Origin of the sequence: Lentibacillus sediminis (assembly GCF_002763455.1) — a bacterium.
Lineage (GTDB): Bacteria > Bacillota > Bacilli > Bacillales > Amphibacillaceae > Lentibacillus_D > Lentibacillus_D sediminis_A.
The window spans coordinates 286886-311223 of record NZ_NIXK01000005.1 but is presented as its reverse complement, the minus strand read 5'-3'; the positions used below and the strand labels follow the sequence as shown (position 1 = coordinate 311223).

General features: G+C 46.9%; 26 protein-coding genes. 6 read left to right on the top strand and 20 right to left on the bottom strand.

Features of this window, described 5'->3' with window-relative positions; genetic code table 11:
* Positions 1-68: 68 nt before the first annotated feature.
* The 10 genes from purR to metG all read right to left on the bottom strand — a co-directional run bounded on the left by purR (position 69) and on the right by metG (position 10662).
* Complete coding sequence (purR, locus tag CEG13_RS10540; protein ID WP_100011832.1) at positions 69-881, bottom strand: pur operon repressor; 813 nt, start codon at positions 879-881, stop codon at positions 69-71.
* Positions 882-946: 65 nt separating this feature from the next.
* Positions 947-1798: a 4-(cytidine 5'-diphospho)-2-C-methyl-D-erythritol kinase gene (gene ispE / locus CEG13_RS10535; protein ID WP_100011831.1), complete on the bottom strand. Its 852-nt coding sequence runs from the start codon at positions 1796-1798 to the stop codon at positions 947-949.
* Between the two features lie 282 nt (positions 1799-2080).
* Entirely contained in the window at positions 2081-2263 is a 183-nt protein-coding gene (locus CEG13_RS10530) for a small, acid-soluble spore protein, alpha/beta type (RefSeq protein ID WP_100011830.1), read from the bottom strand.
* A gap of 191 nt (positions 2264-2454) precedes the next feature.
* Positions 2455-2700: a biofilm formation stimulator Veg gene (gene veg, locus CEG13_RS10525; protein ID WP_100011829.1), complete on the bottom strand. Its 246-nt coding sequence runs from the start codon at positions 2698-2700 to the stop codon at positions 2455-2457.
* A gap of 225 nt (positions 2701-2925) precedes the next feature.
* The gene (gene yabG / locus CEG13_RS10520) at positions 2926-3804 is read right to left on the bottom strand and encodes a sporulation peptidase YabG (RefSeq protein WP_100011828.1); all 879 of its coding nucleotides are present in this window, start codon (positions 3802-3804) and stop codon (positions 2926-2928) included.
* A gap of 199 nt (positions 3805-4003) precedes the next feature.
* The gene (gene rsmA / locus CEG13_RS10515) at positions 4004-4888 is read right to left on the bottom strand and encodes a 16S rRNA (adenine(1518)-N(6)/adenine(1519)-N(6))-dimethyltransferase RsmA (RefSeq protein WP_100011827.1); all 885 of its coding nucleotides are present in this window, start codon (positions 4886-4888) and stop codon (positions 4004-4006) included.
* Positions 4881-5450, bottom strand: coding sequence for a ribonuclease M5 (gene rnmV / locus CEG13_RS10510; protein ID WP_100011891.1), 570 nt, complete (start codon positions 5448-5450; stop codon positions 4881-4883). Before rnmV ends, rsmA begins: the two co-directional genes overlap by 8 nt.
* 392 nt (positions 5451-5842) lie before the next feature.
* Positions 5843-7141, bottom strand: coding sequence for a ubiquitin-like domain-containing protein (locus tag CEG13_RS10500; RefSeq protein ID WP_100011825.1), 1299 nt, complete (start codon positions 7139-7141; stop codon positions 5843-5845).
* Positions 7142-7384: 243 nt separating this feature from the next.
* The gene (locus tag CEG13_RS10495; RefSeq protein WP_100011824.1) at positions 7385-8164 is read right to left on the bottom strand and encodes a TatD family hydrolase; all 780 of its coding nucleotides are present in this window, start codon (positions 8162-8164) and stop codon (positions 7385-7387) included.
* Positions 8165-8697: 533 nt separating this feature from the next.
* Positions 8698-10662: a methionine--tRNA ligase gene (gene metG / locus CEG13_RS10490; RefSeq protein ID WP_100011823.1), complete on the bottom strand. Its 1965-nt coding sequence runs from the start codon at positions 10660-10662 to the stop codon at positions 8698-8700.
* A 268-nt stretch (positions 10663-10930) separates the two neighbouring features.
* Between metG and CEG13_RS10485 the strand changes: the two genes are divergently transcribed.
* A complete protein-coding gene (locus CEG13_RS10485; RefSeq protein ID WP_100011822.1) occupies positions 10931-11212 on the top strand; it encodes an AbrB/MazE/SpoVT family DNA-binding domain-containing protein in 282 nt (93 codons plus the stop codon).
* 232 nt (positions 11213-11444) lie between these two features.
* Positions 11445-12845, top strand: a complete 1401-nt coding sequence (locus tag CEG13_RS10480) for a purine-cytosine permease family protein (protein WP_100011821.1) — start codon at positions 11445-11447, stop codon at positions 12843-12845.
* A 47-nt stretch (positions 12846-12892) separates the two neighbouring features.
* Here CEG13_RS10480 and CEG13_RS10475 read toward each other — a convergent pair whose 3' ends face one another.
* Entirely contained in the window at positions 12893-13753 is an 861-nt protein-coding gene (locus CEG13_RS10475; RefSeq protein ID WP_100011890.1) for a DsbA family protein, read from the bottom strand.
* Between the two features lie 211 nt (positions 13754-13964).
* Between CEG13_RS10475 and CEG13_RS10470 the strand changes: the two genes are divergently transcribed.
* The 3 genes from CEG13_RS10470 to CEG13_RS10460 all read left to right on the top strand — a co-directional run bounded on the left by CEG13_RS10470 (position 13965) and on the right by CEG13_RS10460 (position 16017).
* Entirely contained in the window at positions 13965-14543 is a 579-nt protein-coding gene (locus tag CEG13_RS10470) for a TetR/AcrR family transcriptional regulator (RefSeq protein WP_100011820.1), read from the top strand.
* Between the two features lie 185 nt (positions 14544-14728).
* A complete protein-coding gene (locus CEG13_RS10465) occupies positions 14729-15514 on the top strand; it encodes an SDR family oxidoreductase (protein WP_100011819.1) in 786 nt (261 codons plus the stop codon).
* 146 nt (positions 15515-15660) lie between these two features.
* On the top strand, positions 15661-16017 hold the full coding sequence (locus CEG13_RS10460) for an MmcQ/YjbR family DNA-binding protein (protein ID WP_100011889.1): 357 nt from the start codon (positions 15661-15663) through the stop codon (positions 16015-16017).
* Between the two features lie 168 nt (positions 16018-16185).
* Here the strand turns inward: CEG13_RS10460 and rsmI are convergent, their stop codons facing one another.
* The 8 genes from rsmI to CEG13_RS10420 form a co-directional block, all read right to left on the bottom strand.
* Positions 16186-17064, bottom strand: coding sequence for a 16S rRNA (cytidine(1402)-2'-O)-methyltransferase (gene rsmI / locus CEG13_RS10455; RefSeq protein WP_100011818.1), 879 nt, complete (start codon positions 17062-17064; stop codon positions 16186-16188).
* Positions 17042-17335 carry a GIY-YIG nuclease family protein gene (locus tag CEG13_RS10450; protein WP_100011817.1) on the bottom strand — a complete coding sequence of 98 codons (294 nt, stop codon included), beginning with the start codon at positions 17333-17335 and terminating at the stop codon, positions 17042-17044. The genes rsmI and CEG13_RS10450 overlap by 23 nt, the downstream gene beginning before the upstream one ends.
* On the bottom strand, positions 17328-18068 hold the full coding sequence (locus CEG13_RS10445; protein WP_100011816.1) for a tRNA1(Val) (adenine(37)-N6)-methyltransferase: 741 nt from the start codon (positions 18066-18068) through the stop codon (positions 17328-17330). Before CEG13_RS10445 ends, CEG13_RS10450 begins: the two co-directional genes overlap by 8 nt.
* Positions 18069-18163: 95 nt before the next feature.
* Positions 18164-18514: a DNA replication initiation control protein YabA gene (gene yabA / locus CEG13_RS10440; RefSeq protein WP_100011815.1), complete on the bottom strand. Its 351-nt coding sequence runs from the start codon at positions 18512-18514 to the stop codon at positions 18164-18166.
* Positions 18515-18528: 14 nt separating this feature from the next.
* Complete coding sequence (locus CEG13_RS10435; RefSeq protein ID WP_100011814.1) at positions 18529-19353, bottom strand: PSP1 domain-containing protein; 825 nt, start codon at positions 19351-19353, stop codon at positions 18529-18531.
* 4 nt (positions 19354-19357) lie between these two features.
* On the bottom strand, positions 19358-20347 hold the full coding sequence (holB, locus tag CEG13_RS10430; protein ID WP_100011813.1) for a DNA polymerase III subunit delta': 990 nt from the start codon (positions 20345-20347) through the stop codon (positions 19358-19360).
* A 12-nt stretch (positions 20348-20359) separates the two neighbouring features.
* On the bottom strand, positions 20360-20794 hold the full coding sequence (locus CEG13_RS10425) for a YaaR family protein (protein ID WP_100011812.1): 435 nt from the start codon (positions 20792-20794) through the stop codon (positions 20360-20362).
* A gap of 101 nt (positions 20795-20895) precedes the next feature.
* On the bottom strand, positions 20896-21225 hold the full coding sequence (locus CEG13_RS10420; protein ID WP_100011811.1) for a cyclic-di-AMP receptor: 330 nt from the start codon (positions 21223-21225) through the stop codon (positions 20896-20898).
* A gap of 432 nt (positions 21226-21657) precedes the next feature.
* Between CEG13_RS10420 and CEG13_RS10415 the strand changes: the two genes are divergently transcribed.
* Positions 21658-23322 (top strand): M4 family metallopeptidase, encoded by a 1665-nt coding sequence (locus tag CEG13_RS10415; protein ID WP_338033008.1) that lies wholly within the window; start codon positions 21658-21660, stop codon positions 23320-23322.
* Positions 23323-23460: 138 nt separating this feature from the next.
* Here CEG13_RS10415 and CEG13_RS10410 read toward each other — a convergent pair whose 3' ends face one another.
* Positions 23461-24219, bottom strand: coding sequence for an SDR family NAD(P)-dependent oxidoreductase (locus CEG13_RS10410; protein ID WP_100011809.1), 759 nt, complete (start codon positions 24217-24219; stop codon positions 23461-23463).
* Positions 24220-24338 lie beyond the last annotated feature (119 nt).

Genomic DNA, 24338 nt, shown 5'->3' with positions numbered 1-24338 from the left:
AAAAAATTATTTTCCGGGCAAAAATTAAAGCGCCGCAATCCCGTTTTAAGGGGGTGCGGCGCTTTCAACTAGTTCATAATATTGCCGGCATTCACTTCAATACTGTGCTGTTTCATGTCCACATTGGAAATCTTCACCACAGAGGTATAATCGTCCACCATCCGCTCGTCCTCTTCATCATCAGCCTCAGCCAATACACCGATCGCCTTGACGTTCGCGGAAAACTCCCCCAGCAAGCTGACCATACCAGCGATTGTGCCGCCAGCTTTCATAAAGTCATCGATAATGCAGACATTGGCACCTTCTGGCAAGCTCCGTTTTGGCAGAACCATCGTCTGGATTTTGCGCGAGGATCCGGAGACATAATTAATGCTCACCGATGATCCCTCCGTCACTTTCGGGTCACGGCGGGCAATCACTACCGGGATGCCGAGGTAGGAGGCAACCGCATAGGCCAGCGGGATCCCTTTGGTTGCGACCGTCACGACTGCATCCAATTCCAGCTTGGAAAATGCCGAAGCAAAGACGCGGCCGATCTCTCTCGTCTGCCGGGGATCGCCGAGGATATCGCTCATGTACAGGTAGCCGCCGGGCAGAATACGGGCCGGGTCCTCCAGTTTCTGCCTTAGTTCTTCAATGAATTGCATCCGTTTTTTCCGGGAAAACTCGGGGATATACTTAACCCCTCCGGAAGCGCCGGCCGTCCGCTCCAAATAGCCGATACCTTCTTCCTGCAGCCGCTCATCAATGATATCCAGATCCTCACTCAGCGAAGACTTAGACGCTCCGAATACCTCCGCGAAATAAGGGAGCTGCCGATGCTCCCGGGGATATTCCAGAAAAAAACTGGTCAATGCAACTAATCGATCGCTTCTTTTCATCTCCACACCTCAAAACCGAATATTTACATTTAAATATACCATTTATATACGTGTTTAGGCAATAATTAGCCGATCAGCCGCACCAAATAAACCTCCTCACAAAACCCGCGCATGCTGTTGTAGATCCGTTGGGCTTTGCTTTCCTGCTGGACGAGACCGTAAACCGTGGGGCCGCTGCCGCTCATCAGCACAGCGGAAGCCCCGTTCTGCAGCATTTTTCCCTTAATATGGCTGACCTCAGGGTGGAGAGCGGAGGTGATCGCTTCCAGGGAATTGCCGAGATTGGTGCTTAGTTTGGCAAAATCCCTTTCGTATAAGGCTTCGATGATTGCCGATGAATCTGGGTGATATAGTTTATCCAGCCGCACACGCTGAAAAATCGTCCGAGTGGATACGCCGATATCCGGTTTGGCGAGCACCACCCAGCACGGGGGTGGAGACGGCAGCTTCTCAATACGTTCCCCGCGCCCTCTCGCAACCGCTGTGCCGCCATGCACACAAAACGGAACATCCGAGCCCAGCGCGTCCGCCAGATCTGCCAGTTCGCGGGTGCGAATATTGAGTGACCAAAGCCGGTTCAGCCCGCGCAGCACTGCCGCCGCATCCGCACTGCCGCCGCCAAGACCCGCAGAGACCGGGATACTTTTGTAAATATTAATCCGAACTCCTGACCTGATCCCGTAATGCGATTTGAAGAGTGCGGCTGCCTTATATGCCAAATTGCGCTCGTCACTGGGAACATATCTGCTTTCCAGGGAGATCTCGATCCGATTCTCCTTTAGCGTGTACAGTTCAATCCGGTCGGCCAAATCAATGGTTGTCATCACCATTTCCACATTATGGTATCCATCATTCCGCTTACTCAGCACGTCAAGGGACAAGTTTATTTTTGCCGGCGCTTTTTCAAAAAGTGCCATCACCGTCACCTACTTTAAAATAATACACAAATTGTAACACATTCCCGCGAGCGAGGCGACTTTTTCCCGACCGGGTGATGGGTCGCCCGCGCGATTTGAGACAGTGTTTGCGCGATTCGGCGGGTGAGGCGCGCAACTTGGGACAGTGTTCGCGCGATTCGATGGATGCGACGTGCGACTTGAGACGATGTACGCGCGACTTGGTGCTTTGCTCGCGCAACTTAAGCCTGTGTTCGCCCCGATTCAATGGCTCTGAGAAAAAGCCAAAAAAAGACAGACCCCTTAGGATCTGCCTTTGTTTTGCGTGTTTTGCTCGGCCATCTCAATAGCCCTCTTGACCATGTTTCCGGCATCTCTCGCCTTGATGCCGCCCCAGCCCTCTTGTTGAATGGTGTCGTAAATACCTAACTCCTTGGCAATTTCTTCTTTCAACTGGTCAGACATTATCCCGCGACGTCTCGCCATGAAGAAGCAACCCCTTTCTGTTATGAGTTATATTACGACATCCATAGCTTATGCCGATTCGGCAAATAAACCCGAGTTATATGTATACAGAAAAGGAAATATTTTAAGGGACTTCACTGTATGTTCCATGCCAAAAAGGAAAAAATAAAAGCAGTAAACAATTGCTTGTCCACCGCCCGAGTTGCTGATTCTTATTTGTCCGCCGCCGAAAAACTCAGTTCCACGGTCTCTGTCAAAATGTCTGCATAGCTGTATGAAACACGTTCGAAGGCATTCTCGTCTTGGTCAAGCTCCACGATAAAAACAGACGGATACATTTCCGCCAGTACACCAGTGCGCTCAATGGTCTTCCTTCTTCCGCCATTCGCTTTCAACTTCAAAGGCTGTCCAACATGACACTCAAGACCTTGCTTAATTTCGATTAATGTTTTGGCCACTATACTCCACCTCACTGTATTTAATTGTATCATAAGCCAGTCTGATCGTCAAATAAAATATTATATTATAACAAGATATCATTTTTAATGTCAACAGAAATATTTGGCTATTTTTGAATAGTATTCGTAAAAGTTAACAATTTTATGTATGTTTTTGTCGGATTTTGAAAAAAACACCGGCTTTAGAGGAGAGAGCGCTTGCCTCCGCCTGTGAGCAAAGGCAAGTCATTCATCCACTGATTCGGTTTCTTCCTCCACATACGGCATGCCGGTGCGCAGCAGTCCCCTCGTTTCCACCCCGCCCATTCCTTTGTCACCTGTCAGGGTATTGCGGATCGCCTCCCAGACGCTGACCCTCTCCATAAACGGCGTATAGGCTATTTTAGCCGCAACATAAACGGGGTCCAGGGCGTGAATGTTGATGCGGCTTGGCGAGCTGGCAAAATTGGCCCCCGCGCGAATCAGTGATTCAAAATGCGATTGGCATGCGCCGGCGAAGATAACCAGCTGATCCAGGTGCGGATTCTTCCTTCTGGCTTCCCTTACCGCGTCGGCAAAATATTGGGAATGCCGGTATGCACGAAGGTCGTTCTTCGCGCCTTTGTTTTTGGAAAAGGAATCATGCCCAGTGATCACCATAATGTCGGGCTGAATTTTATCCACCAGGTCGGCAATCTCCAGCGGCATCTCCCTTTCCGGAAAATGAACGCCGTGCACCTGGAGCCCCAGCCGTTGATATAATGCGACACATTTCCGCAAATAATTCGGGTCTCCGTCGACGTGCAGCACCTTTGCCGGCAACTGAAAATATTTAGCAGAATGTGAATAACCATCAGTTGCTTGATAGTCCCGCTTTTCCTTCATTAACTGATAATCCTGCCGGAACAAACGGTAGGAGAAGTCCTCCTGCTCTTTGCCTTTTTCCTTGCGCTTTTTCAGTTCTCTATCCTCAACACGCACAAGGTCATCTGCCGGGGCATCCGCCTCCAGCCGAATATCTTCTCCGTATAAATGAATCGGTTCCTTTTTTCCGGATGCAACCCGGAACAAAAGGTCATGCTGATACGATTTCCGCGTAACTAACTCTCCAATTGTAAAACTCATCTCTCCACCTCGCAGGATTGCACTTCTATAGCCTATGAGAAGGTGGTTCTTCCTGTGCCTATTCGAGCGAAGAGAGTATCTTTGAAGTCCCGGGCATGCTTTGGAAATGTGAACTTTGGTACCTTGATTGTGAACTTTGGCATGAAAACAACACCACGCACCAACTATTCCTTTCAATTAAAAAAAGCCACTGCTCTTTTTAAGCAATAGCTCCATTTTTATAGAACGCGTTCGCCAACAAAGCGAATTCTTCCATGTCGAGCGACTCCCCGCGGCGGCTGCCGTCGATCGAAATCTGTTCGAGTATTTCAGTGATCGCCTCTTTCGTAAGTGTATCCTTAAAATGACTGGTAAGGTTATTCCTTAGTGTCTTGCGCCGCTGGGCAAAACAGGCCTGCACCAGGGTGAAAAAATAGTCCTCGTCTTCTACGTGAACGGGCGGTGCTTTCCGCGGCTGCAGCTGAAGAATGCTGGAATCGACATTCGGCTGTGGCATGAATACCTGCTTTGGGACATTCATCACCACTTTAGCCTCCGTATAATATTGCACGGCAATGGTCAGGGATCCGTAGCTTTTGCTGTTGGGTCTAGCGGCCATTCGCTCGGCCACTTCTTTTTGAATCATGACCGTAATGCTTGCCACAGGCAGATTTTCCCGGAGCAGCTTCATCAGAATCGGTGTCGTAATATAGTACGGGAGATTGGCCACAATGTGCACTGGCTGGCCGCCTCGGAAACTTTCCTCGATCACCGCCCTGACATCCGCTTTTAAAATGTCCTGATGTATGATCTGCACATTGTCATACTCGCTCAGCGTATCCTCAAGTATCGGCAGCAGACGCTGGTCGATTTCAAAGGCTGCCACATTCTCTGCATGAATTGCCAGCTGCTCAGTCAGCGCTCCAATACCGGGACCGATCTCAATCGCTCCAGCCTGACGGTCGATTCCCGTATGGCGCAGAATATTGCTCAATATATTGGCATCCACCAGAAAATTTTGCCCCAGGCTTTTTTTAAAGGAAAACTGATACTTTGTAAGGATTTCCTTTGTGCGCGTCGGGGTTGCGATATATTTTTCAGCCATGATTGTCTCCCTCCTGCTCCAGTTGCCGGGTAGCGTCTTCAAATTGTGTCTTGCTTATCTGAAACATGGACAGGCGTTTCAGCAGCTGCTTCCCGTTAGTGTGCCCGATTTGCAGCAATTCACCAAGCCGCTCCCGTCTTCTGGCTGCGGAAGGACTGCCGATAAATCCATGTGCGATCAGATCTTCCTTGGTGATTTCGCTTTGCTCCATATCCGTTAACTCATACACCGCGGAGAGTGCCTCCTGAATCGCTTCCGGTGCCGCATGCTCAATTCCGAGACTTTTGCGGCGGGGATGTTTTGCGCGCGCCTTATCCCTTGTCAGAAAGGCATGCTTACAGCCAGGCACCGACTGGTCGACAATATGCCGGATCCGCTCCCCGGGATAGTCCGGATCGGTAAAAATAATCACCCCGCGCTTTTCTTTGGCATGTCTGATTTGCTGCAGGATCTCCTCGTTCACGGCGGATCCATTTGTCTCGATCGTGTCCGCATCGACCGCCTGACGGATTTTTGCCGTATCGTCCCGGCCTTCCACTACAATAATCTCTTTTATCTTCAAACCGCAGTCCTCTTTCTTAAAAAAACTTAGCCGCACAAAAATATGCTCCTGCCCATCATACCATGGCAGGAGCATTTATTCTAATAACTTAGGAATTGCAAGTGATTACGTACTCTGGATAACCCAGGCTAGGGGTGTCCCGGCCAGCTCCAGCGACTAGTGGACTTCCCTCACCTCCGTACGATAAGTCAACATCGGCTCGGGTAAAGGAAGGCCGGCTAATTACGGCCTTTGCAGCCAACGCCGGCACACCCCTATGAAGGGGCGTGTTTCCTTTATCTCCTCCGTAGGAATGATCAGCTAAATTCGCCGCTTTGCGCGGCAACGCTGATCCACCTGGCATGGCCAGGCACAGCCCATGCGTCGCTAAACGGGCGCTTCCGCTTTTGTTCTTAATCCAGTATTTTAACCTGAACGGTTTTTTTACCCCAAGCGTAGGCTTCATCTCTTGTCGCCACATGAACGTCGATGCGGTTGCCGACAATAGCCCCGCCGGTATCGCCAGCGATTGCCGTTCCATAGCCTTCCACCCAAACTGTTGAGCCGAGCGGAATAACGCTTGGGTCTACGGCAATGACTTTCATATTCGGATTGGCGTTCAGATTAATTCCTGTTGCCGTAAAGCCCGAGCACCCAGCACAAGATGCCGTATATGCACTCGCTGTCATGGTGAGTGTCTTGCCTCCGGATGGCTCGCTGCCGCCGGATGTCGCGGTACTGCTTTCACCGGAGGAATCCGATGAGCTGCTGCTTTCCGTGGAGGTGCTCTCTTCGGCATCCTCATCATTCGGCTCCTCAGCAGAAAGGGATACCAGGTTCGGCGCTTCCTCTATTTCTTTTGTGCCGACTGCCACGACGCGGTTGGAGCTTTCTTCCGTCACTTCTTCACTGATTAATTCGCGATCTACTTCCTCTCCGTTTTCATAGGTGATTTCGTATTTCTTAACAATGGTTCCTTCATCACCCTCGGAGATGACTTTTTCTTCCCCTTTTGTCAGGGTGCTGTCATTTCTTGTTACCGTATCAAATGCCACCGTTTCGGTTACTTCCTCGGTTTCCTTTTCTATGCGGACAATTGAGACTTCCGTGTCTTTGGAAATCTCCTTGCCGAGCTTCGGTTTTACTTCATCCAGGTCATCAACGCTGATGTTCTTCTCTTTCAGCAGCTCCTTGATCGTGCCTCCGGTAGCCCAGACCTGCTTTTCTTTGCCACCATCATTGATCGTTACCTGAAACGCCTTCGTAACATCAATATGTAGTCCGTCTTCTATTTGCGTCTGCTGATCATGTGACATAACATCCTTGCTGGAAAAGAAAAGGTTATGCTCCTTCAGGAAAGCATTCACCGTATCTGTTGTCGTGAAGTATTCCTCTTTTTCTCCGTCGACGGTCACATAAATCTGCTTTGCTGTTTCGTACGTTATTTCCATTCCATTTTCCACAGGCGTGCTTGCATTATGCGATAATGCATCATGTTCGCCCACAGTAATTCCCACTTCCGCAAGCAGTTCTTCCACCGTATTTGTGTGTGTTTCCACTGTCTGTTTTTCTCCGTTGTCTGAAATAACTACTTCCGCTTTCGCTGCTTCAAATAGGACAAAACTTAAAAAACCCATCAGTGCCAAAACACCAATACATGAAACTACCAGCTTCTGCTTCGACGCCGGCATTAGCTTTGAAATAATTCGCATGCTTCTGCCTCCTTCTCAACAATCTCGAGTATATAGACAGATATATGCTAAGTCAAAGCAATTCCGTTTACGATTAGGTTACAATCATTTTACAACCGCCAAGCCGCTGCGAAGTCTGACGAAAGCAGCCATGAACCCTTGTCATGCCTGGCTTTTTTCTCGGGATAAAAAATAAATGCCAGACCGGAGAACAGCCGGCCTGACAGATATCCACAAGATATGTTGCTTATTCGTTACACCGATTTACAAATCCTCTGCTTGTATGCCAAAAAACCGCATCGCATTTTTAGTGGTTATTTCACCGATTTCTTCCAAAGTCGTGCCCCTGAGCCCGGCAATTTTTTCCGCCACAAGTTTTACATAAGCAGGCTCATTCCGCTTGCCCCTGTTGGGATGCGGCGCCAGAAAGGGAGCGTCGGTTTCGATCAGCAGCCGATCCAGCGGTACTTGCGCAGCAACTTCTTTCGGCATAGTGGCATTTTTGAATGTGACCGGCCCGCCAAGCGAAATGTAAAAATTCATCTCCAGACAGGCCTGCAGATAATCCACAGAATCATTGTAGCAATGCATAATGCCGCCGACCTCTTTGGCATCTTCCTCTTGAAGCACTTCAATGATATCGGCGGTAGCTTCACGGTTATGGATAATGATCGGCATCTGCAGCTTTTTCGCCAGCCGGATTTGCTTGCGGAACACATCTTTTTGCACATCTTTCGGCGACTTATCCCAGTGGTAATCCAGCCCCATCTCGCCGATAGCAACAACCTTTGGATGACTCGTCAGCTCTTCAATCCAGTTAAGATCTTCATCCGTCATGTCAATTGCGTCAACGGGATGCCAGCCGACTGCTGCGTATATCGTCTCGTGCTGCTCGGCAATTTCGATGGCGAGAGGAATGGTTTTCCGGTCAAATCCGACGACCACCATGTGCTTTACTCCGGTATCAAATGCCCGCTCAATCGTTTCTTCCCTGTCCTCTAAAAATTGATCGGCATTTAAATGGACATGTGTATCAAACAGCATGCAATTCCTCCTTTTTTAAACATAGGCTTTTCCGTAATTTTTGTTGCTTATTTATTTCAGAGTTGATGGAAACTGCGACCTAAACTATCGTTGAGATAATTTTTGTTACAAAGTGATCGTTGATTTCCGCTGCGGGCATCCGCTTTCCGCGGGAAGCTGGCAAGCCCCCTTGTGAGAAGAGCACGGCGGGGTCTAGCCTAGGCTTTTCTTCCCGCAGGAGTCGACTGCCCACAGCTAAGATCAACCATCAACAAAGTAGTTTAATGAGTAGCTGTCGCTTGAATTTAAAAGCACAATGCTAGCGGAGGAAATACCCCGAGACTCCTGCGGGATGGTAAGCATAGGTGAGACCCCACAGCGCGACAGCGCGAGGAGGCTCACCAGCTCCCGCGGAAAGCGAGGGGTATTTCTGCAGCGGCAGTAGTTAGGTCAGAGTTTATAGGTATTATGATGAAAAACAACATTTTTTGAAAACAGCCTAAACACAAGAAAAGGCCGACCCTTCCAGAAGCGGGCGGCCTTTTCAACATTTATTACTTAACCACAGAACCGTTTGGCAGCGATTCTTCCACGGTAGCCAGCGACAAATTGCCGCTTTCGTCTTCTCCGGAAAGAATCATGCCCTCGGACATTTCGCCGCGCAGTTTCACCGGCTTGAGGTTCGTCACACAGATGACTTTTTTGCCGACAAGCTCTTCCGGCGCATAGTGTTCAGCTATGCCGGAGACAATCTGGCGTTTCTCTTGGCCTAAGTCAATCTGTATCTTCAACAGTTTATCCGCTTTTTTCACTTTTTCCGCCTTGATCACTTCTGCTACCCGCATATCGAGCTTCATGAATGCATCAAAATCGATTTCATCCTTTTGCTCTGGGGCGGGTGATGCAGCAGGTTTCTTTTCCTCAGGCTTAGATGGGTTTGACATCATGGCTTTAATAGTTTCCACTTCTTTTTCCACATCAAGCCGCGGGAAAATCGGATCCCCTTTTTGCACCTTGGTGCCTGCCACGATCTCGCCGCCCTGGCGTATACTGTCCCAGGACTGCAGCGCTTCATCCGTGACATTCAGCTGACGGAAAATTTCCGCCGGAGTTTTGGTGAGAAATGGCTGCAGCATCACCGCCGCCTTTCTCAAAGATTCCGCCAAATGGGCCATCACGTTGCCAAGGCGTTCTTTATTCGCTTCATCACGAGCCAGAATCCATGGCTCTGTTTCATCAATATATTTATTCGTGCGGCTGATGAATTGCCAGAGCGAAGCAAGCGCGACGGAGAATTGCATGTTTTCCATCGCCGTTTCCACCTTATCGACCGTCTCCATGGCAAATTGCTCCAGCTCAGTGTCCACTTCAGTTTCCCCTGCCTTGTATGTGGGAATGCCACCGTCAAAATATTTGTTAATCATCGCCACTGTGCGGTTCAGCAGGTTGCCAAGGTCATTGGCAAGATCATAATTGGTGCGCTCCACGAATCCTTCCGGGGTAAACACACCATCCGAACCGAATGGAACTTCCCGCAGCAAATAGTACCTTAGTGCATCCAGGCCATAGCGATCAGTAAGGCTAACCGGATCAACGACATTTCCCTTCGATTTGGACATTTTGCCATCCTTCATTAAAATCCAGCCATGGGCAAAGACTTTTTTCGGCAGCGGAAGATCAAGCGCCATCAGGATAATTGGCCAGTAAATGGTATGGAAACGGACAATCTCCTTGCTCATTAAATGAACATCCGCCGGCCAGAACTTCTGGAACTTCGAGTCGTCCTCTGTACCATAGCCAAGTGCGGTGATATAGTTGGTCAGCGCATCAACCCAGACATAAATAACATGTTTCGGATCGCCCGGCACTTTAATTCCCCAGTCAAATGTTGTGCGGGAGACAGCCAAATCCTCAAGCCCCGGCTTAATAAAGTTATTCAGCATTTCATTTTTCCGGCTTTCCGGCTGAATGAATTCCGGATGATCCTCGTAAAATTGCACGAGCCTATCGACATATTTGCTCATTTTAAAGAAATATGATTCCTCTTTTACCTTCTCCACTGAACCGCCGCAATCCGGGCAGTGCCCCTCATCCAGCTGTCGCTCCGTAAAAAAAGACTCACAGGAAGTGCAATACCAGCCTTCATACTGATCCAGGTAAATATCACCCTGTTTTACCAGCTGATCAAAAATCTTCGCGACCACCTTCTTATGCCGCTCCTCGGTCGTACGGATAAAATCGTCGTTGGTGATCTCCAGTTTTTTCCACAAATCCTGGATCCCGCTGACAATCTCATCTACATATTGCTTGGGCTCAACACCCTTTTCCTTTGCCTTCTTCTGGATCTTCTGTCCATGCTCATCCGTACCAGTCAAATACATCACATCATAGCCGCGCAGCCGCTTATAGCGGGCGATTGCATCCCCGGCCACGGTAGAATACGCATGCCCGATGTGCAGATTACCGCTCGGGTAATATATTGGGGTTGTAATATAGAATGTTTTTTTATTATTCGACATGCAGTTACCTCCTCTGTTCCGCCATTCAATTGATATAAGAGCAAAAATAATGATATATCCATTGTATCTATTTTCATGCGATTTGCCAAATCCGGCAGTCTGTGGCACCTAGTCTTGCCAATTTTTTAGAAGTCAAACAATTTATCGCAAATTTCGCACGTATCAGTTGACATTAAATGGGTTTATTGCTTAAATTAATTTAGAATATTTTCAATTAATTAAACAGGAGAGCACTGCTTTCCTGCGGGAGAGAAGGGGAGAAAGACAGATGAAATCAACGGGGATTGTGCGTAAAGTGGATGAGCTGGGGCGTGTCGTCATTCCAATTGAGTTGCGCCGCCACCTGGATATCCACGAAAAAGATTCGATAGAGATTTATGTGGAGGAAGATCGAATCGTTTTGAAGAAATATACACCAAGTATGACATGCCACCTGACCGGGAAAACCTCCCCAGGCAATGTTGCATTCGCGGACGGGAAGCTCGTACTCAGCCCGGATGGCGCCAGGAAGCTGATGGAGGAGATGCAGATGCGGTTGAAACAAGACTAAACGCTCATTTCGGGCGTTTTTGTTTTTCAATAAGAATTTTAACAACAACGAATCAGAAGATATCACCAACAATTACTTAGATAAACGAAGTATTCCACAGATTTCCGGAGTATTTCACCAATCTCCCCCAAAATTCGCGCCATACCAGGGCTTGTTTCTTTCTTATCTAAATGATACATTGGGTGAGTTGCGCCTTCATGTGAAATACCAAACAAGATAAGGAGTTGATAGTATGGCATCTTATCAAAATGCTGAACACACAAATAACAACGCATCAGGCGATGACTATTCACTGGACAGGGTGCCCCGCGCGCAAAGGAACATGGGCTGGTTAAGTATTACCAATATCACATTCGGTATTGCAACAGCAATTTTCTATTTCCAAATGGGCAGTGTGATGGCACTGCAGTTTGGCGCAATGAACGCGATTATATCTGCCATATACGCAATTGTTGTCGCCGGTATATTGGGTACTTTCATTGCCTATCTATCTGCAAAATCGGGGATGAACGTAAATTTATTGTCCCGCGGCGGTGGTTTCGGCTACATTGGAGCTTCTCTAACCTCATTTATTTATGCCACGAATTTTATTATGTATTGTGCGCTGGAAGGCATGATATTAGTCTCTGCCGTCCACGAATTCTTCCCTGCAATCCCGCAGTGGGCATTAATTGTCTTCTTTGGAACACTCGTGATTCCGTTAAACTGGTTTGGAATCAAGCAGCTGGATAAACTGCAGAAATGGTCGCTGCCTTTGTTCGGCGTCTTTTTAATTGCAGCAATTGTAGCGGCAGCAATGACGCCTTCCCTTTACGATGGCAGCTTCTGGACGTATATGCCGGAAGGGGTTCAAGTAGGCGGCACGGCATTATTGCTTTGTATCGGGATGCAGCACGGCATCATGGGCCTGACACCGCTGCTCGCTTCCGATTATGCACGCTTTCTTAAACCCAAAGATACGAAATTTGGTATTTTTGCCATTGGCTTTATCCCGCAGATCTTCTGTTTTGGCGTAATGGGCGGCCTTGGCATCTGGTTCGGTGTCCGTTTGGGAGAACCAAACCCTGGCGTGTACATCGTCATGCTGTTAGGTATCTTTGGTGTTTTATTTACCATGATCACCCAGGTACGAATTAATATTACCAATATCTACAGTGGTTCGCTTTCCCTGTCCAGCTTCTTTGAAAACGTCTTTAAATTTACACCAGGCAGACGTTTCTGGGTGGTTATTACAGGGATAGCAGCAATTGTCTTAATGCTTGGCGGGATCGTCAACCACCTGGGAACGGCAATGACCTTCCAAGGGGTATTTCTGATGACATGGGCTGCAGTTCTCGTAACCGATGCAGTCTTCGTCAAGCGAATCCTGAAGATCGGTCCGGGCTATTATGAAGCCAGACAGGAAAACCTGCACAAATGGAACCCTGTTGGTGTTGCATCCTTATTGATCGCAAGCGGACTTGGAACCATTGCGGCACTGGGATATATGGGTACATTTCTGCAAAGCACCGCCGCATTCTTTGCCGCGCTGCTTGCAGTGATCCTCACCGTCATCCTGGCTATCGCTACAAAAGGTAAGTTTTATATTAAAGCAGAAAACCCTGATGTTGATAAGCAGGATTATATTGCATAAAGTTTGGCCCTCTACTCGCGGGAGTAGAGGGTTTTTTTGGGTTTTGTTTATTTAGTTACTGTAAAGTAGTACTCTCCCAGGATTTCTTTCACTTGATATTGATCGGCTAAGAGTTCTTTTTCAACAAAAGAGGTAACATCTGATTGTTCCACATCGTACATTCCTTCAATTTCTTTGGAAAATAGAAGTTTTTCTTTTTCAAGTAAACTGGAAAGGGACGGTTGTTGTTTGGGCTCTAGTTCTTCTGTGTTCAGAACTTGCTTTAATCCGTCGACATAGTATTCAAACGGACGGCCGCCAACAATTTTTACCCCTTTATTTTCCTCATTCACCATGATGATGGCAGGGAACCCTCCGGCGCCCAAACGTCCTGCAAGACCGAAATCTTCGTCCAATAATTGCTGTCCGATTGGCTGTTCCGCTTCATTTACAATTGCTTCTCCATCAAGCCCAAGTCCATTTACGATGTCAATCATCACGGATTTATCTGAGATATTTTGATTAAATGCGAACAGCGCTTCTCTTGCGCGGCGCAAATATTCGAATGCTAATCTTTCATTATGATTTTTTTGAATCACCTTAAATACACGGGAAGGCGGGAAGGAGGATTGAACCGGATTATCAATCATTAAGCTCCCGTCAATTGGCATTCTGGAGTGTTCTCCTACTTCTCTCCAGTGACCGGCAACGTCCGCTGGCTTATGAATCCCGTTTGCAGGGTCGATTGGACCGTCATGCCATTTTTCCAGTAAGCCTCCCATCACCGTATGAAAGTTGAAATAATCACCGTACTGTTCTGTGAAACGGCGAAGAACTGGTTCGAGTGCCCAACAGTGAGAGCAAATCGGATCCGTTACATAATACACGTCAATGGTTTTCTTTGGCTGATTCAAATCAATCACCTCCATTTCTTCCTCACCAGCTACACCGCATACACCTGTTGCTGCATCACAAATCAAGTTATTATTATTTGCCAATTTTTTCACCTCTCGCTTTCAACTATTTGCTTTATAATTGAATTGTAGTCCATAATTAAGAACACGAACACCAATAGTTGATTGGATTTGTTGTTTATACAACATATTGGAGAAACTGTTTAAAAAGTGGGAGGGGTTTTGAGTGGCTCAGACAAAGACGGATCCCAGAATTATACGCACACGCAGACTAATCATGGATTCCTTTATTGAACTATCCGGAAAGAAAGAGTTCAAGGATATTACCATTAAGGATATTACGAGCGAAGCGATGATTAATCGCGCCACGTTTTACTATCATTTTGAAGATATATATGACTTATTGGATAAGGCTTTATCCGAAGTATTGTTGGTTAATTTAGATTGTGATTACTATCGAAATAACGAATTAAATGAAGAAACACTGGCCAGCATCTTCCTGGCGGTCACAAATTTTCAAAAATCATTATCTAACCGCTGTCACAGAGGATACGAAGATACCATTGCCAGGATTATTAGGGAACAGCTGGAATTCATCTTTTATGAAATGTTGCTAAAACAACGTTCAAGTGATGAAAAGCAAGCTCTAAAGGTTATGGCTGTCCTATTAAGCTGGGGAATTTACGGAGCTTCTGTGGAATGGAGCAGAAATGGCAAGGAAGTACCGCCGGAGGAATTTATCAAATCAGCGGTTCCTTTTATCATGTCCGGGATTGAGCTTGGGAATAATAGCGAACAGGTTTAAGGAAAAAAACCCATTTTGAAAAAAATCTTTTCAAAATGGGTTTTTTATTTATAAAACGTAAATGATAAAAGCAGATTCCTTGAATAATACTTAAAAGAAGGTTTATAATTAATTTATATTATCCCAATTAAATATATTTTAATTAAGGATAATTTACCAAACTACAACACTGGAGGTCATTCAATATGGGAAGATTAGACAATAAAGTGGTTTTAATTACAGGCGGCGGTTCCGGTTTGGGACAGGCTGCTGCACTGCAGGCAGCGAAAGAAGGGGCAAAATTAGCCCTGGTTGACCTGAATGAACAAGGTCTGGAAGAGACAAAGAAAAAGGTACAGGATACAGTTCCCGAAGCTGAAGTATTATTGCTCACAGCTGATGTATCTAATGAAGAAGCGGTTAAAAACTATGTCGATCAGACGGTTCAAACATATGACAGAATCGATGGCTTTTTCAACAATGCCGGGATTGAAGGAAAGCAAAATCTCACCGAGGACTATGGCAGCGACGAATTCCAAAAGGTAGTCAATATCAACCTGAACGGCGTGTTCTACGGGATGAAATATGTCCTGGAGGTCATGAAAAAACAAGGATCTGGCTCGGTTGTCAATACAGCATCTGTCGGCGGAATCCGCGGTGTCGGCAATCAATCAGGATATGCCGCCAGTAAGCATGGGGTTGTCGGACTGACTAGAAATTCCGGGGTCGAGTACGGACAATATGGCATTAGCATCAAAGCGATTGCGCCTGGTGCGATCATGACACCGATGGTTGAAGCCTCATTAAAACAACTTGGCGGAGAAGATAATTGGGAAGAAGCAGGAAAAGATTTCGTCAGTACGAATCCAATGAAACGTTTTGGAAAGCCTGAGGAAGTTGGCAATCTCGTCTCCTTCCTGTTATCCGATGAATCCGGATTCATCAACGCTGCCGTTATTCCAATTGATGGCGGGCAATCGTATAAATATTAATGAACAGTGGGCAGGAGAGAAACATTTCGTTTCTTTTCTGCCTGTTTTTTATTCTAAATGGCTCGTTTAGCACGAAGAAAATGGAGGTAAAGAAAAACAAAGGTAAATTTTATCCTATGCGAAATGACCAGTTGGAGGAATTCAGCATGTTAACAAGAGAAGATATTTTCAAGCATGTCAAAGAAACATACGGCACATCACCTGATTACCCATTTAAGGATTTTTCAAACTTCGCTGCTTTGCGACATCGGTCTAACGAGAAATGGTACGGACTTGTGATGAATGTCCTTCCAGAGAAATTGGGGTTACATGGAAAAGAGGAAATCGATATTCTGAACCTGAAGTGTCCTCCTGAAATAGCTGACAGTTTAAGAGATGGAATAAACATTTTACCTGGCTATCATATGGACAAGGAACATTGGATTTCACTTGTTTTAAAGCGAATCGATCCAGATGGGAAGGTTTATAATTTGATAGAGCAGAGTTTTGATTTGACCAAGTGAGATTGAGATTCTAACCCCTAATTCAACAGACGGCTCCCCCTCATACTGACATGGGAGGAAGCCGCCTGAAGTTAATCACCAGAATGGTACTTATTCCTCCCATTCGATTTGAAAGACCATTCCACCTATTGTAAGTTACGCTGACTTGCTTTGATCAAACTCTCACCACTACTCATCCCCCACATGAAACACCTGATAAACTTCCCGCTTAGACAGTTTTCTGTCTGCAGCTACCTGCTTGATGGCAGCTTTGCTCGGCATCTCACTTTCCTCTATATAATATTCCACATGCTCTTTCACCGACAGTGAACTCCACCACAATGCCGTGGAATCCTGCGGCGCTTCTGCATTTCCTTCTACCACCAGACAAAATTCGCCTTTCATTTCCTTTTGTTCCGCCCATTCCAGCAGCTCGCCCAGCGTACCTCTCACATATTCCTCGAATCGCTTGGTCAGCTCCCTGGCAATGGCGGCGCGGCGGTTGCCAAATGATGCCTGGAGCGCTTTCAATGTCTCTTTTATCCGATATGGTGATTCATAAAACAAAAGCGTGGCCTGATATGGCTCAAGCCGCTCCAGCTCTTCGGTGCGCTCTTTCTTTTTCCGCGGTAAAAATCCATAAAAATAAAACGCATCTGCCGGCAGTCCGGAACCGACCAGTGCGCATAACGCCGCATTTGCTCCCGGCAGCACAACTACCCGGTACTCCCGCTCAATCGCTGCCTGGACCAGTTCATAACCCGGATCGGAAATCGCCGGCATACCGGCATCGCTGACAATCGCAACCGAATCACCGCCGTCCAGCCGCTTCATGAGATCCGCTTCCCGTCCCCGTTTATTATGCTCATGATAACTGACAAGCGGTGTGGTCATCTCAAAATAATGCAGCAGATTCTTTGTATTGCGGGTATCCTCTGCCGCAATGACCGCCACATTCTTCAGCACATTCAGCGCGCGGTAGGTGATATCCTCCAAATTGCCGATTGGTGTCGGCACCACATAGAGCACCGCACTCGTCTCATCTTCAAAACTTTTTTGTATGTTCATTTGCCATCACTTCTTTCAGCTGCTCCCGGATCAGGGCGACTTTCGCTTTTCGTGGGAGTTTCTTGATCCAGTATTCCCTCTTCTGCGCCTCGGATTTCGTGGAAAACTTCTCTATGTAGACGACCTGAAACGGCCCCCGTCCTCTGGTGTACTTGGCGCCTTTTCCTTCCTGGTGCATGGCCAGACGGTTCTCCATGTCATTGGTATAGCCTGTATACAACGTATTATCTCCGCATCGCAGCATGTAAACCATATGCTCCTGCTCAGCCATAAATGATTTCCTCTGCTTCCTTGGAATAGCTGCCATCCGCCTGATAAATATAGAGTGGCGGCAAAATTTTCAAATCTGCCTTGCCGTCCCGCGCCGCTTCTATCAGCAGCATGTTGGCTTCTTTCCCGTCTCTTGGATAAACAAACCTTAGGCGCTTCGGTTCCAGCCTATATTTGCGAAAAAGGGTAATGATATCAACAAGCCGGCCGGGCCGGTGCACCATCGCCACCTTGCCGCCGGGCTTCGCATGCAGCTTGCAGGCCTGCACCACATCCTCCAGCGTACATAATACTTCATGGCGGGCAATCGTCAAATAATCATTGTGGTTCTGTTCCCTTGCTGAAGGGGTTCGGAAATACGGCGGATTGCATGTCACCACATCAAAACCGCTATGGCCCAGCACAGCACCCATTTCCTTTAAATCTCCGTGAATCAGGTTGATCTGACACGTGAGATCATTCATCGCTACATTCCTTCTCGCCATTCCGACAATCCTCTCCTGAATCTCCACCCCGGTAATCGTCGCATTCGTTCGCTTGGACAAAAGAAGCGGAATTGCCCCATTACCAGTGCACAGATCCAAAATGGCGCCGCGCTTCACCGGCACGTTTGTAAAATTCGCCAGCAGCACGGCATCCAGGGAAAAAGAAAAGACGCTCGGACTTTGAATAATTTTTATGCTCGCATCTGCCAGTAAATTATCAATTCGTTCATCATCATACAGTTCCATCATCCATCGTTCCTCACTTTTCAAAACTCACCTTATCGTTAATTATGCGTTTATGCAACAAAAGCTGCCCCATAGTGGAGACAGCTGCTGTCCTTAAATTATTTCGCTTTGTTTAAAAAATCGAGGCAAAACATGCAGTCACCGTTCTGCCTCGGGCTTCCGAATTCCATGTTGCAAATATGGAAGCCCTCCTCGTACAATCTGGCCAGGTTATCCCGCCCCTCACCGGGAATTGTATGCTTTGCCGCCGCAGGTTTATCCCGCTCCGCTTCATCCGTTTCTTCCGGCTGATCCAAATGGCTGCGCAAATGATGATTCTCCATGGCAAGCCGGTGATTTTCTTCCAGCACGCTGCTCAACTGGCCTTTCAAATCACCCAGCTGTTCATACAATTTACCGATCCGCTGCTCCATGTCGGATACCTGGTCAAAAATTTGTCTGTTGTTCACCACTGCTCACCTCATCATTCCGTGGCTTTCGCTAAAATCCCCTCATCAATTAATTCATCTAACGTATATTCCACGATGCGGTCGCTTTCCGGCATTTCGATTTGGACGAGGCGTTCCAGGATGTTCAGCCCGACAACTTTTCCCCGACCGTACGGGGTTTTCATTGCTTGCCCGATGTCCGGCAGCTCCCGCTTGGCAGTCTCGTAATCATCATTCTCGTACTTGAGGCAGCACATCAGCCGTCCGCATAATCCGGAAATTTTTGCCGGGTTCAGCGACAGATTTTGATCCTTGGCCATCTTGATTGATACTGGCTCAAAGTCACCGAGAAAGGTAGAGCAGCAAAGCATTCTGCCGCACGGTCCAATCCCGCCAAGCATCTTCGCCTCATCGCGAACACCAATCTGGCGCAGTTCAATCCGTGTTTTGAACTGGGCAGCGAGATCTTTGACGAGCGTTCGAAAATCCACCCGGCCGTCCGAAGTAAAGTAAAAGATAATTTTGTTGCGATCAAATGTGTACTCTACTTCTACGAGATTCATCTCCAGCTTGTGATCGCTGATTTTCCGCACACCTACCTCAAAAGCCTTTTCTGCCTGTTCCTGATTCTCCACGACGGTGCGCTTATCCGTGTCATTCGCCACACGAATCACTTTCTTCAGCGGAAGAACCACATCCTCTTCATCCACCTGTTTTTCGGTAAGCACGACTTTTCCAAACTCCACGCCGCGGACCGTCTCTACAATCACATAGTCCTCCGTCGTGATGTAGAAATCAGCCGGGTCAAAATAATATATTTTACCCGCTTTTTTAAAGCGGACACCTATTACTTCCAGCAAAATATCACCCCTGTATTTGAAGTACCAGTTGTTCCATTACCAGTGTTGGATGAACGTTCTGCTTTATTTTTCGTTTTGCCAGCAGCACGGCATTCAGCACCTCCACCAGCTGCTCGCGGGAAAAAGTCATCGCGGCTTTTTCTACAAGCTCCTCACCGGGAGGGAAGAAGACCTGCTGGCTCTCCTCTCCAATATGGTAATAAAGCATATCTTTAAAAGCGAGAAGCAGCAAATCCAGTCCCTGCTCCTGCTCATCTTTTTCCTTAAAATGCCCTACCCAATGATTATGTAAAAAGAGATAAACATCATTCGGGTTTTGGATGAGCACTTCTGTCAATTGTACCACTAATTTCTTTGCTGTGGCAAACCACTCATTGTTGTTCAGCGCCAGTGCTTCATCGAGATTATTGGTCCATGCACTCATGAACACAGCCTGCTGCTTGGCCATGCCTTCTTCCTGCAGACGCTGCTTTAGTGAACCCGGGTCAAGCGGTTTGAGGTCAATGACCTGACAGCGTGAACGGATGGTCGGGAGGATCGCCTGGCTGTTCTCTGTCAGCATGATCGCGGTGGTCTGCCGGCTTGGCTCCTCCAAAAACTTGAGAATCCGGTTGGCTGCATTGGCTGTCAGCGTATCGGCTCCCTTAATGACATACACCTTCTGCTCGGATTCCAGTCCGGAGTAGGTAAACTCCTTTTGCAGATGGCGGATCTGATCGATTTTAATCGACTGCCCTTCAGGCTCGAGCCAGTGCACATCCGGATGGTTGCCTGATTCAATCCGCTTGCAGGCACTGCACCGAAGACACGGCTCCACCCCTTGAGGATTCTCACAAAACAGACCCTTGGCGATCAAAAGAGCAATCGCTTCTTTTCCGGTGCCCCGCCCGCCTTGCAGCAGGTAGGCATGGGACATACGGTTTTTTTTTATGCTGTTAGTAATAATTTTGCCTGCGAGCGGCTGCACGTGCGCCACTTCGTCCCATGTCTGCATCCTCATCCGCCCTCATGTATATAAGTTAATCAGCAAGCCCTTGATCTCTCCAATGAGGCCAAGGATGTTCACTGCTTTCTTCTCCTGATTCATCATTGCTTCGGTTAATTCCAGCAGCTTCTCGTCCACTTCTTTTACAATGGCCAACGCTTGAGCATCTCCATTCATGCCAAAATGATGGGACTTTTTCAAATGAAGCCCATCTGTCACCGTCTCCTGCAGAAAGCCTTTAACCAGCCGTTTGAACTTTGCCAGATCGCGAAAACTGCGGAAGCGGGCTAATCTTTCGCCCTGCATGGTAATATGGCGCATTAGTTCCTGGACTTCCTGCTGTTTCAGATGCTTGGACTGAGACTGAAGCGTTTCCTGAAAAGCAGCTTTGTCTGCTTGGACCGGCCGGGTAAATTTGGCCTCCGTTTGTGTTTGCATCTCATGGCTGATTTTCATCCGCTTCGTCCCCTTTCTAGCGTCTCCTTCTGCCATATGCAAAAGCTGCCGCTTGTTAAATCCTTATTATTACCGGCAGCTTCTGCCCGCTGGCGTCCTGTTTAAAACTGGTAAAACGACTCGATTGGCAGGATAAATACAGTTGCTCCGCCAACTTCTACCTTGACTGGACGCGGAATATAGGAATCCGCATTGCCGCCCATCGGGGAAATCGGTGCAACCATTTGATCCCGGTGTGAGCAATTGTCGCGAATGATCTCAAGTGCCTCATCGACATACTGGTCCTCACAACCGATCATCAAGGTCGTATTGCCTTCTTTCAAGAATCCGCCGGTCGTCGCCAGCTTGGTTGTCTTGAAATTATCTTCTCCCAGCGCATCGACGAGCCGGTTGGAGTCTTTGTCCTGAATAACCGCAATAATTAACTTCATTTTTATCCCTCCCTGGGTTAGAGCAGTTAGCTCCTTAAATTAAGATATGATATTATCTGCCGGGTGGCATCTTTTTTACTTTGTTTTCATTTTACCAATTATGTCCGGAAAAGCCTCTCACAAAACTTATTCCTATTAATACCATTATATATCATCTATGGTCATTATAAAACTTAAATTTATTGACGAAAGCCAGCTAAGATATATCCCCAAGCACATACGCTACTTTCGACTCCCCCATCTCCCCATAAACAGCGAAAACCAGCCCGACCCTCCCAAAGCCCTGCATAAACCATAGCCCTTTTTAACCTTTCTCTTTATTTTAGCAGTATATCCGGCCTATATTTTTGAAAATTAAAATCGTTCCAATTAATCATGTCATTTTAAGTCTAGTAATCTATACTATTACTATCAAATTTAATAGGAGGGGTAATGATGAAGAAAAAGCATCTGGCAGTATCAGCTATTTTGTCCTCAGCCTTAGTAGTGGGTTCATTTTCTGTAAGTGATGCAGCGGCCATTTCAGACAATCCCAAATCGGCATCCGTTCAAACAGGGAAAGTATGGAACAAGAATGCAAACGCTCCCATTTTCGTTAAAGAAAAGTTTGCGGAAAAACACCCAAGCAGTAATGCCGCAAATGCAAAGGATTACCTGGAGAACAATGAACGGCAAACCGGCATTCAGAATGTGGATGAAAATCTAAAGGTCACCGATGTTCAAAAGGATGATCTGGGAATGACGCATGTGCGTTTCAACCAGACGAAAAGCGGCGTGCCAGTTGAAGGTACAGAGGTAATCGTACACTTTAACGAAAATAATGAAGTTGTTACGGTGAACGGCAATCACAATCGGAAAATAGAATCAGCATCCATCAATACAAATCCGACCCTGAACGTTGAAAAGGCTATACTAGCAGCAAAATCAGCTGTGACTGCCCCGGTGAATATGAAATATGATCCTGTAAGCGAACTGGTTATTTATCCTTTCGAGGGGGAAAACCACCTTGCTTATAAGGTGAATGTTACCTTCTTGGGTGAAAACCCCGGCAACTGGTTTGTTTATATTGATGCAAAAAATGGCGAAGTGATCGATCAATATAACACCATCGCACATGTCGGAGAGGAAGGGCAATTTCATAAAAGTGTGGGGAAAGGCGTGCTGGGGGATCACATGCATCTTCACACCACGAAAATAAAGGCGCCACGGCAGGGAGCCGAGTTTGTTTTGGCTGATAATTCACATGAAGGACTGGAAGGAATTTACACCTACGATTCCAATACCGGTGAAATTGCGGTAAATAACAGTGCTTCCTGGATGAAAGAATACCATCGTCCGGCAGTCAGTGCGCACTATAATTCAGAGCAGGTGTATGATTACTTCCTGACTGAACATGATCGCAACTCGCTGGATGATGAAGGAATGGCCATCATCTCCTATGTCAACTTTGGCACGGACTACAACAATGCCTTCTGGAACGGCCGCCATATGACGTATGGTAATGGAGATGGCGACTTTATGATTCCACTATCCGCAGGTTTGGATGTGGCTGCCCATGAAATGACACATGGAGTAATTACCAATACAGCCAACTTGGTATACCGGTTCCAACCCGGCGCATTGAATGAAGCATTTGCAGATATTTTTGGCGCATTGGTGGATGAGGATGATTGGGAAGTTGGCGAGGATATCATGGGACCCGGGGCAAAAGCAGATGGAAGGACTTCCCTTCGCAGCCTGAGCGACCCTGACAAATATCCAGTAGATGAAGAGTATATTCCATATGGCAACGGAGAAGGAATGTACCCTTCACACATGGATGAATTTTATGACCTGCCGGGGTACCTGGACAATGGCGGGGTTCATATTAATTCCTCCATTATCAATCACGCGGCATATATTACCGGTGAGCAAATTGGAAAAGACAAGCTGGGGCAAATTTATTATCGAGCCCTTGTAACCTATCTGACGGAAACCTCTGATTTCAGTGATGCAAGACTGGCTATTGTACAGTCTGCAGAGGATATTTACGGCGAGGGCAGTGAGGAAGCATTAGCTGCTGCAGACGGGTTTGAACAAGTGGGGATTTATGAATAAGGCTTAGGCAAAGGAAAAAGCTTGCGGCGGGAGTAAACCTCCCTCTGTAAGCTTTATTCTACACAAGGTATTAGCTTGTTTCCTGATCAATCATTTCGATGACTTCTTCTGTCGTATAAGCCCTGCTATTCAAAACGATTATATAACCGATCCACCATCAATAACCGTTTCATCTCCAGTGACAAACCGGGATTCTTCTGAAGCGTAATATAGTGCTGCATATGCAATATCACTCGCTTCTCCATAATGCGGAGGAAGGGGAACGACGTCTTTGTTTCTTTCAGCGATCGTTGCCTGCCGATCACCCATAATTGGTGTTTTAATAGGACCAGGGAAGATACTATTCACGCGAATTTTTTCGTTTGCAAAATGTGCTGCAACGTGTTTGGTTAATGAACGTACCGCTCCTTTTGACGCGCTGTAAGCTGTCCCATTTCCACTTGCCGCTCCTGTAGCTGTCAATGCTGCAAGCGATGCGATATTAATCACGGAACCCTTGCCAGCCTTTTGCATTTCAGGAATGACTTCGCGCATGCCGAGAAAGATGCCCGTTGTGTTTACATTTAATACGTTGTGCCATTCATCCAATGAAGTTTCTAAGATTTTATTTGGGATATGGATGCCTGCATTGTTCACGAGGACATCAATCTGTCCATAGGTCTCCACTGTTTTCTGAACAACTTCCTTCCACTGATTTTCTGAAGTGACGTCTAAGTAAAGAGCAGTGATTTCTCCTCCGCTCTCACTAATCTTCTTTGCTTCTTCTGTTAAAAGATCATGTTGGACATCAGTGGCAACAACTTTCGCTCCTTCTTTTGCAAAGAGCTTTGCATTTCCTAAACCAATACCGCTGGCTGCACCGGTGATGATCGCAACTTTATCTTGTAAACGTGCCAATGTGTGTGCCCTCCTTTATCATCTCATTCCATTAAATCTACTTCCCTAAACATTCTGGTCCTTTTCTTCTCATGTATATTTCTATTGCAACGACAATTTTATCCCCCTTGTTTGTCCGC

Bases quoted from the DNA above. Each gene is read 5' to 3' on its own strand.
- CEG13_RS10500 (WP_100011825.1), bottom strand. From the start codon at position 7,141: ATGCGAATTATTTCAAAGCTAATGCCGGCGTCGAAGCAGAAGCTGGTA.
- CEG13_RS10450 (WP_100011817.1), bottom strand. From the start codon at position 17,335: ATGGCTGAGCAGGAGCATATGGTTTACATGCTGCGATGCGGAGATAAT.
- CEG13_RS10415 (WP_338033008.1), top strand. From the start codon at position 21,658: ATGATGAAGAAAAAGCATCTGGCAGTATCAGCTATTTTGTCCTCAGCC.
- holB (WP_100011813.1), bottom strand. From the start codon at position 20,347: ATGCAGACATGGGACGAAGTGGCGCACGTGCAGCCGCTCGCAGGCAAA.
- CEG13_RS10465 (WP_100011819.1), top strand. From the start codon at position 14,729: ATGGGAAGATTAGACAATAAAGTGGTTTTAATTACAGGCGGCGGTTCC.
- metG (WP_100011823.1), bottom strand. From the start codon at position 10,662: ATGTCGAATAATAAAAAAACATTCTATATTACAACCCCAATATATTAC.
- CEG13_RS10480 (WP_100011821.1), top strand. From the start codon at position 11,445: ATGGCATCTTATCAAAATGCTGAACACACAAATAACAACGCATCAGGC.
- CEG13_RS10475 (WP_100011890.1), bottom strand. From the start codon at position 13,753: ATGGAGGTGATTGATTTGAATCAGCCAAAGAAAACCATTGACGTGTAT.
- CEG13_RS10460 (WP_100011889.1), top strand. From the start codon at position 15,661: ATGTTAACAAGAGAAGATATTTTCAAGCATGTCAAAGAAACATACGGC.
- rsmA (WP_100011827.1), bottom strand. From the start codon at position 4,888: ATGGCTGAAAAATATATCGCAACCCCGACGCGCACAAAGGAAATCCTT.
- CEG13_RS10530 (WP_100011830.1), bottom strand. From the start codon at position 2,263: ATGGCGAGACGTCGCGGGATAATGTCTGACCAGTTGAAAGAAGAAATT.
- ispE (WP_100011831.1), bottom strand. From the start codon at position 1,798: ATGGCACTTTTTGAAAAAGCGCCGGCAAAAATAAACTTGTCCCTTGAC.
- yabG (WP_100011828.1), bottom strand. From the start codon at position 3,804: ATGAGTTTTACAATTGGAGAGTTAGTTACGCGGAAATCGTATCAGCAT.
- CEG13_RS10485 (WP_100011822.1), top strand. From the start codon at position 10,931: ATGAAATCAACGGGGATTGTGCGTAAAGTGGATGAGCTGGGGCGTGTC.
- purR (WP_100011832.1), bottom strand. From the start codon at position 881: ATGAAAAGAAGCGATCGATTAGTTGCATTGACCAGTTTTTTTCTGGAA.
- CEG13_RS10445 (WP_100011816.1), bottom strand. From the start codon at position 18,068: ATGATGGAACTGTATGATGATGAACGAATTGATAATTTACTGGCAGAT.
- CEG13_RS10420 (WP_100011811.1), bottom strand. From the start codon at position 21,225: ATGAAGTTAATTATTGCGGTTATTCAGGACAAAGACTCCAACCGGCTC.
- CEG13_RS10495 (WP_100011824.1), bottom strand. From the start codon at position 8,164: ATGCTGTTTGATACACATGTCCATTTAAATGCCGATCAATTTTTAGAG.
- rsmI (WP_100011818.1), bottom strand. From the start codon at position 17,064: ATGAACATACAAAAAAGTTTTGAAGATGAGACGAGTGCGGTGCTCTAT.
- CEG13_RS10425 (WP_100011812.1), bottom strand. From the start codon at position 20,794: ATGAAAATCAGCCATGAGATGCAAACACAAACGGAGGCCAAATTTACC.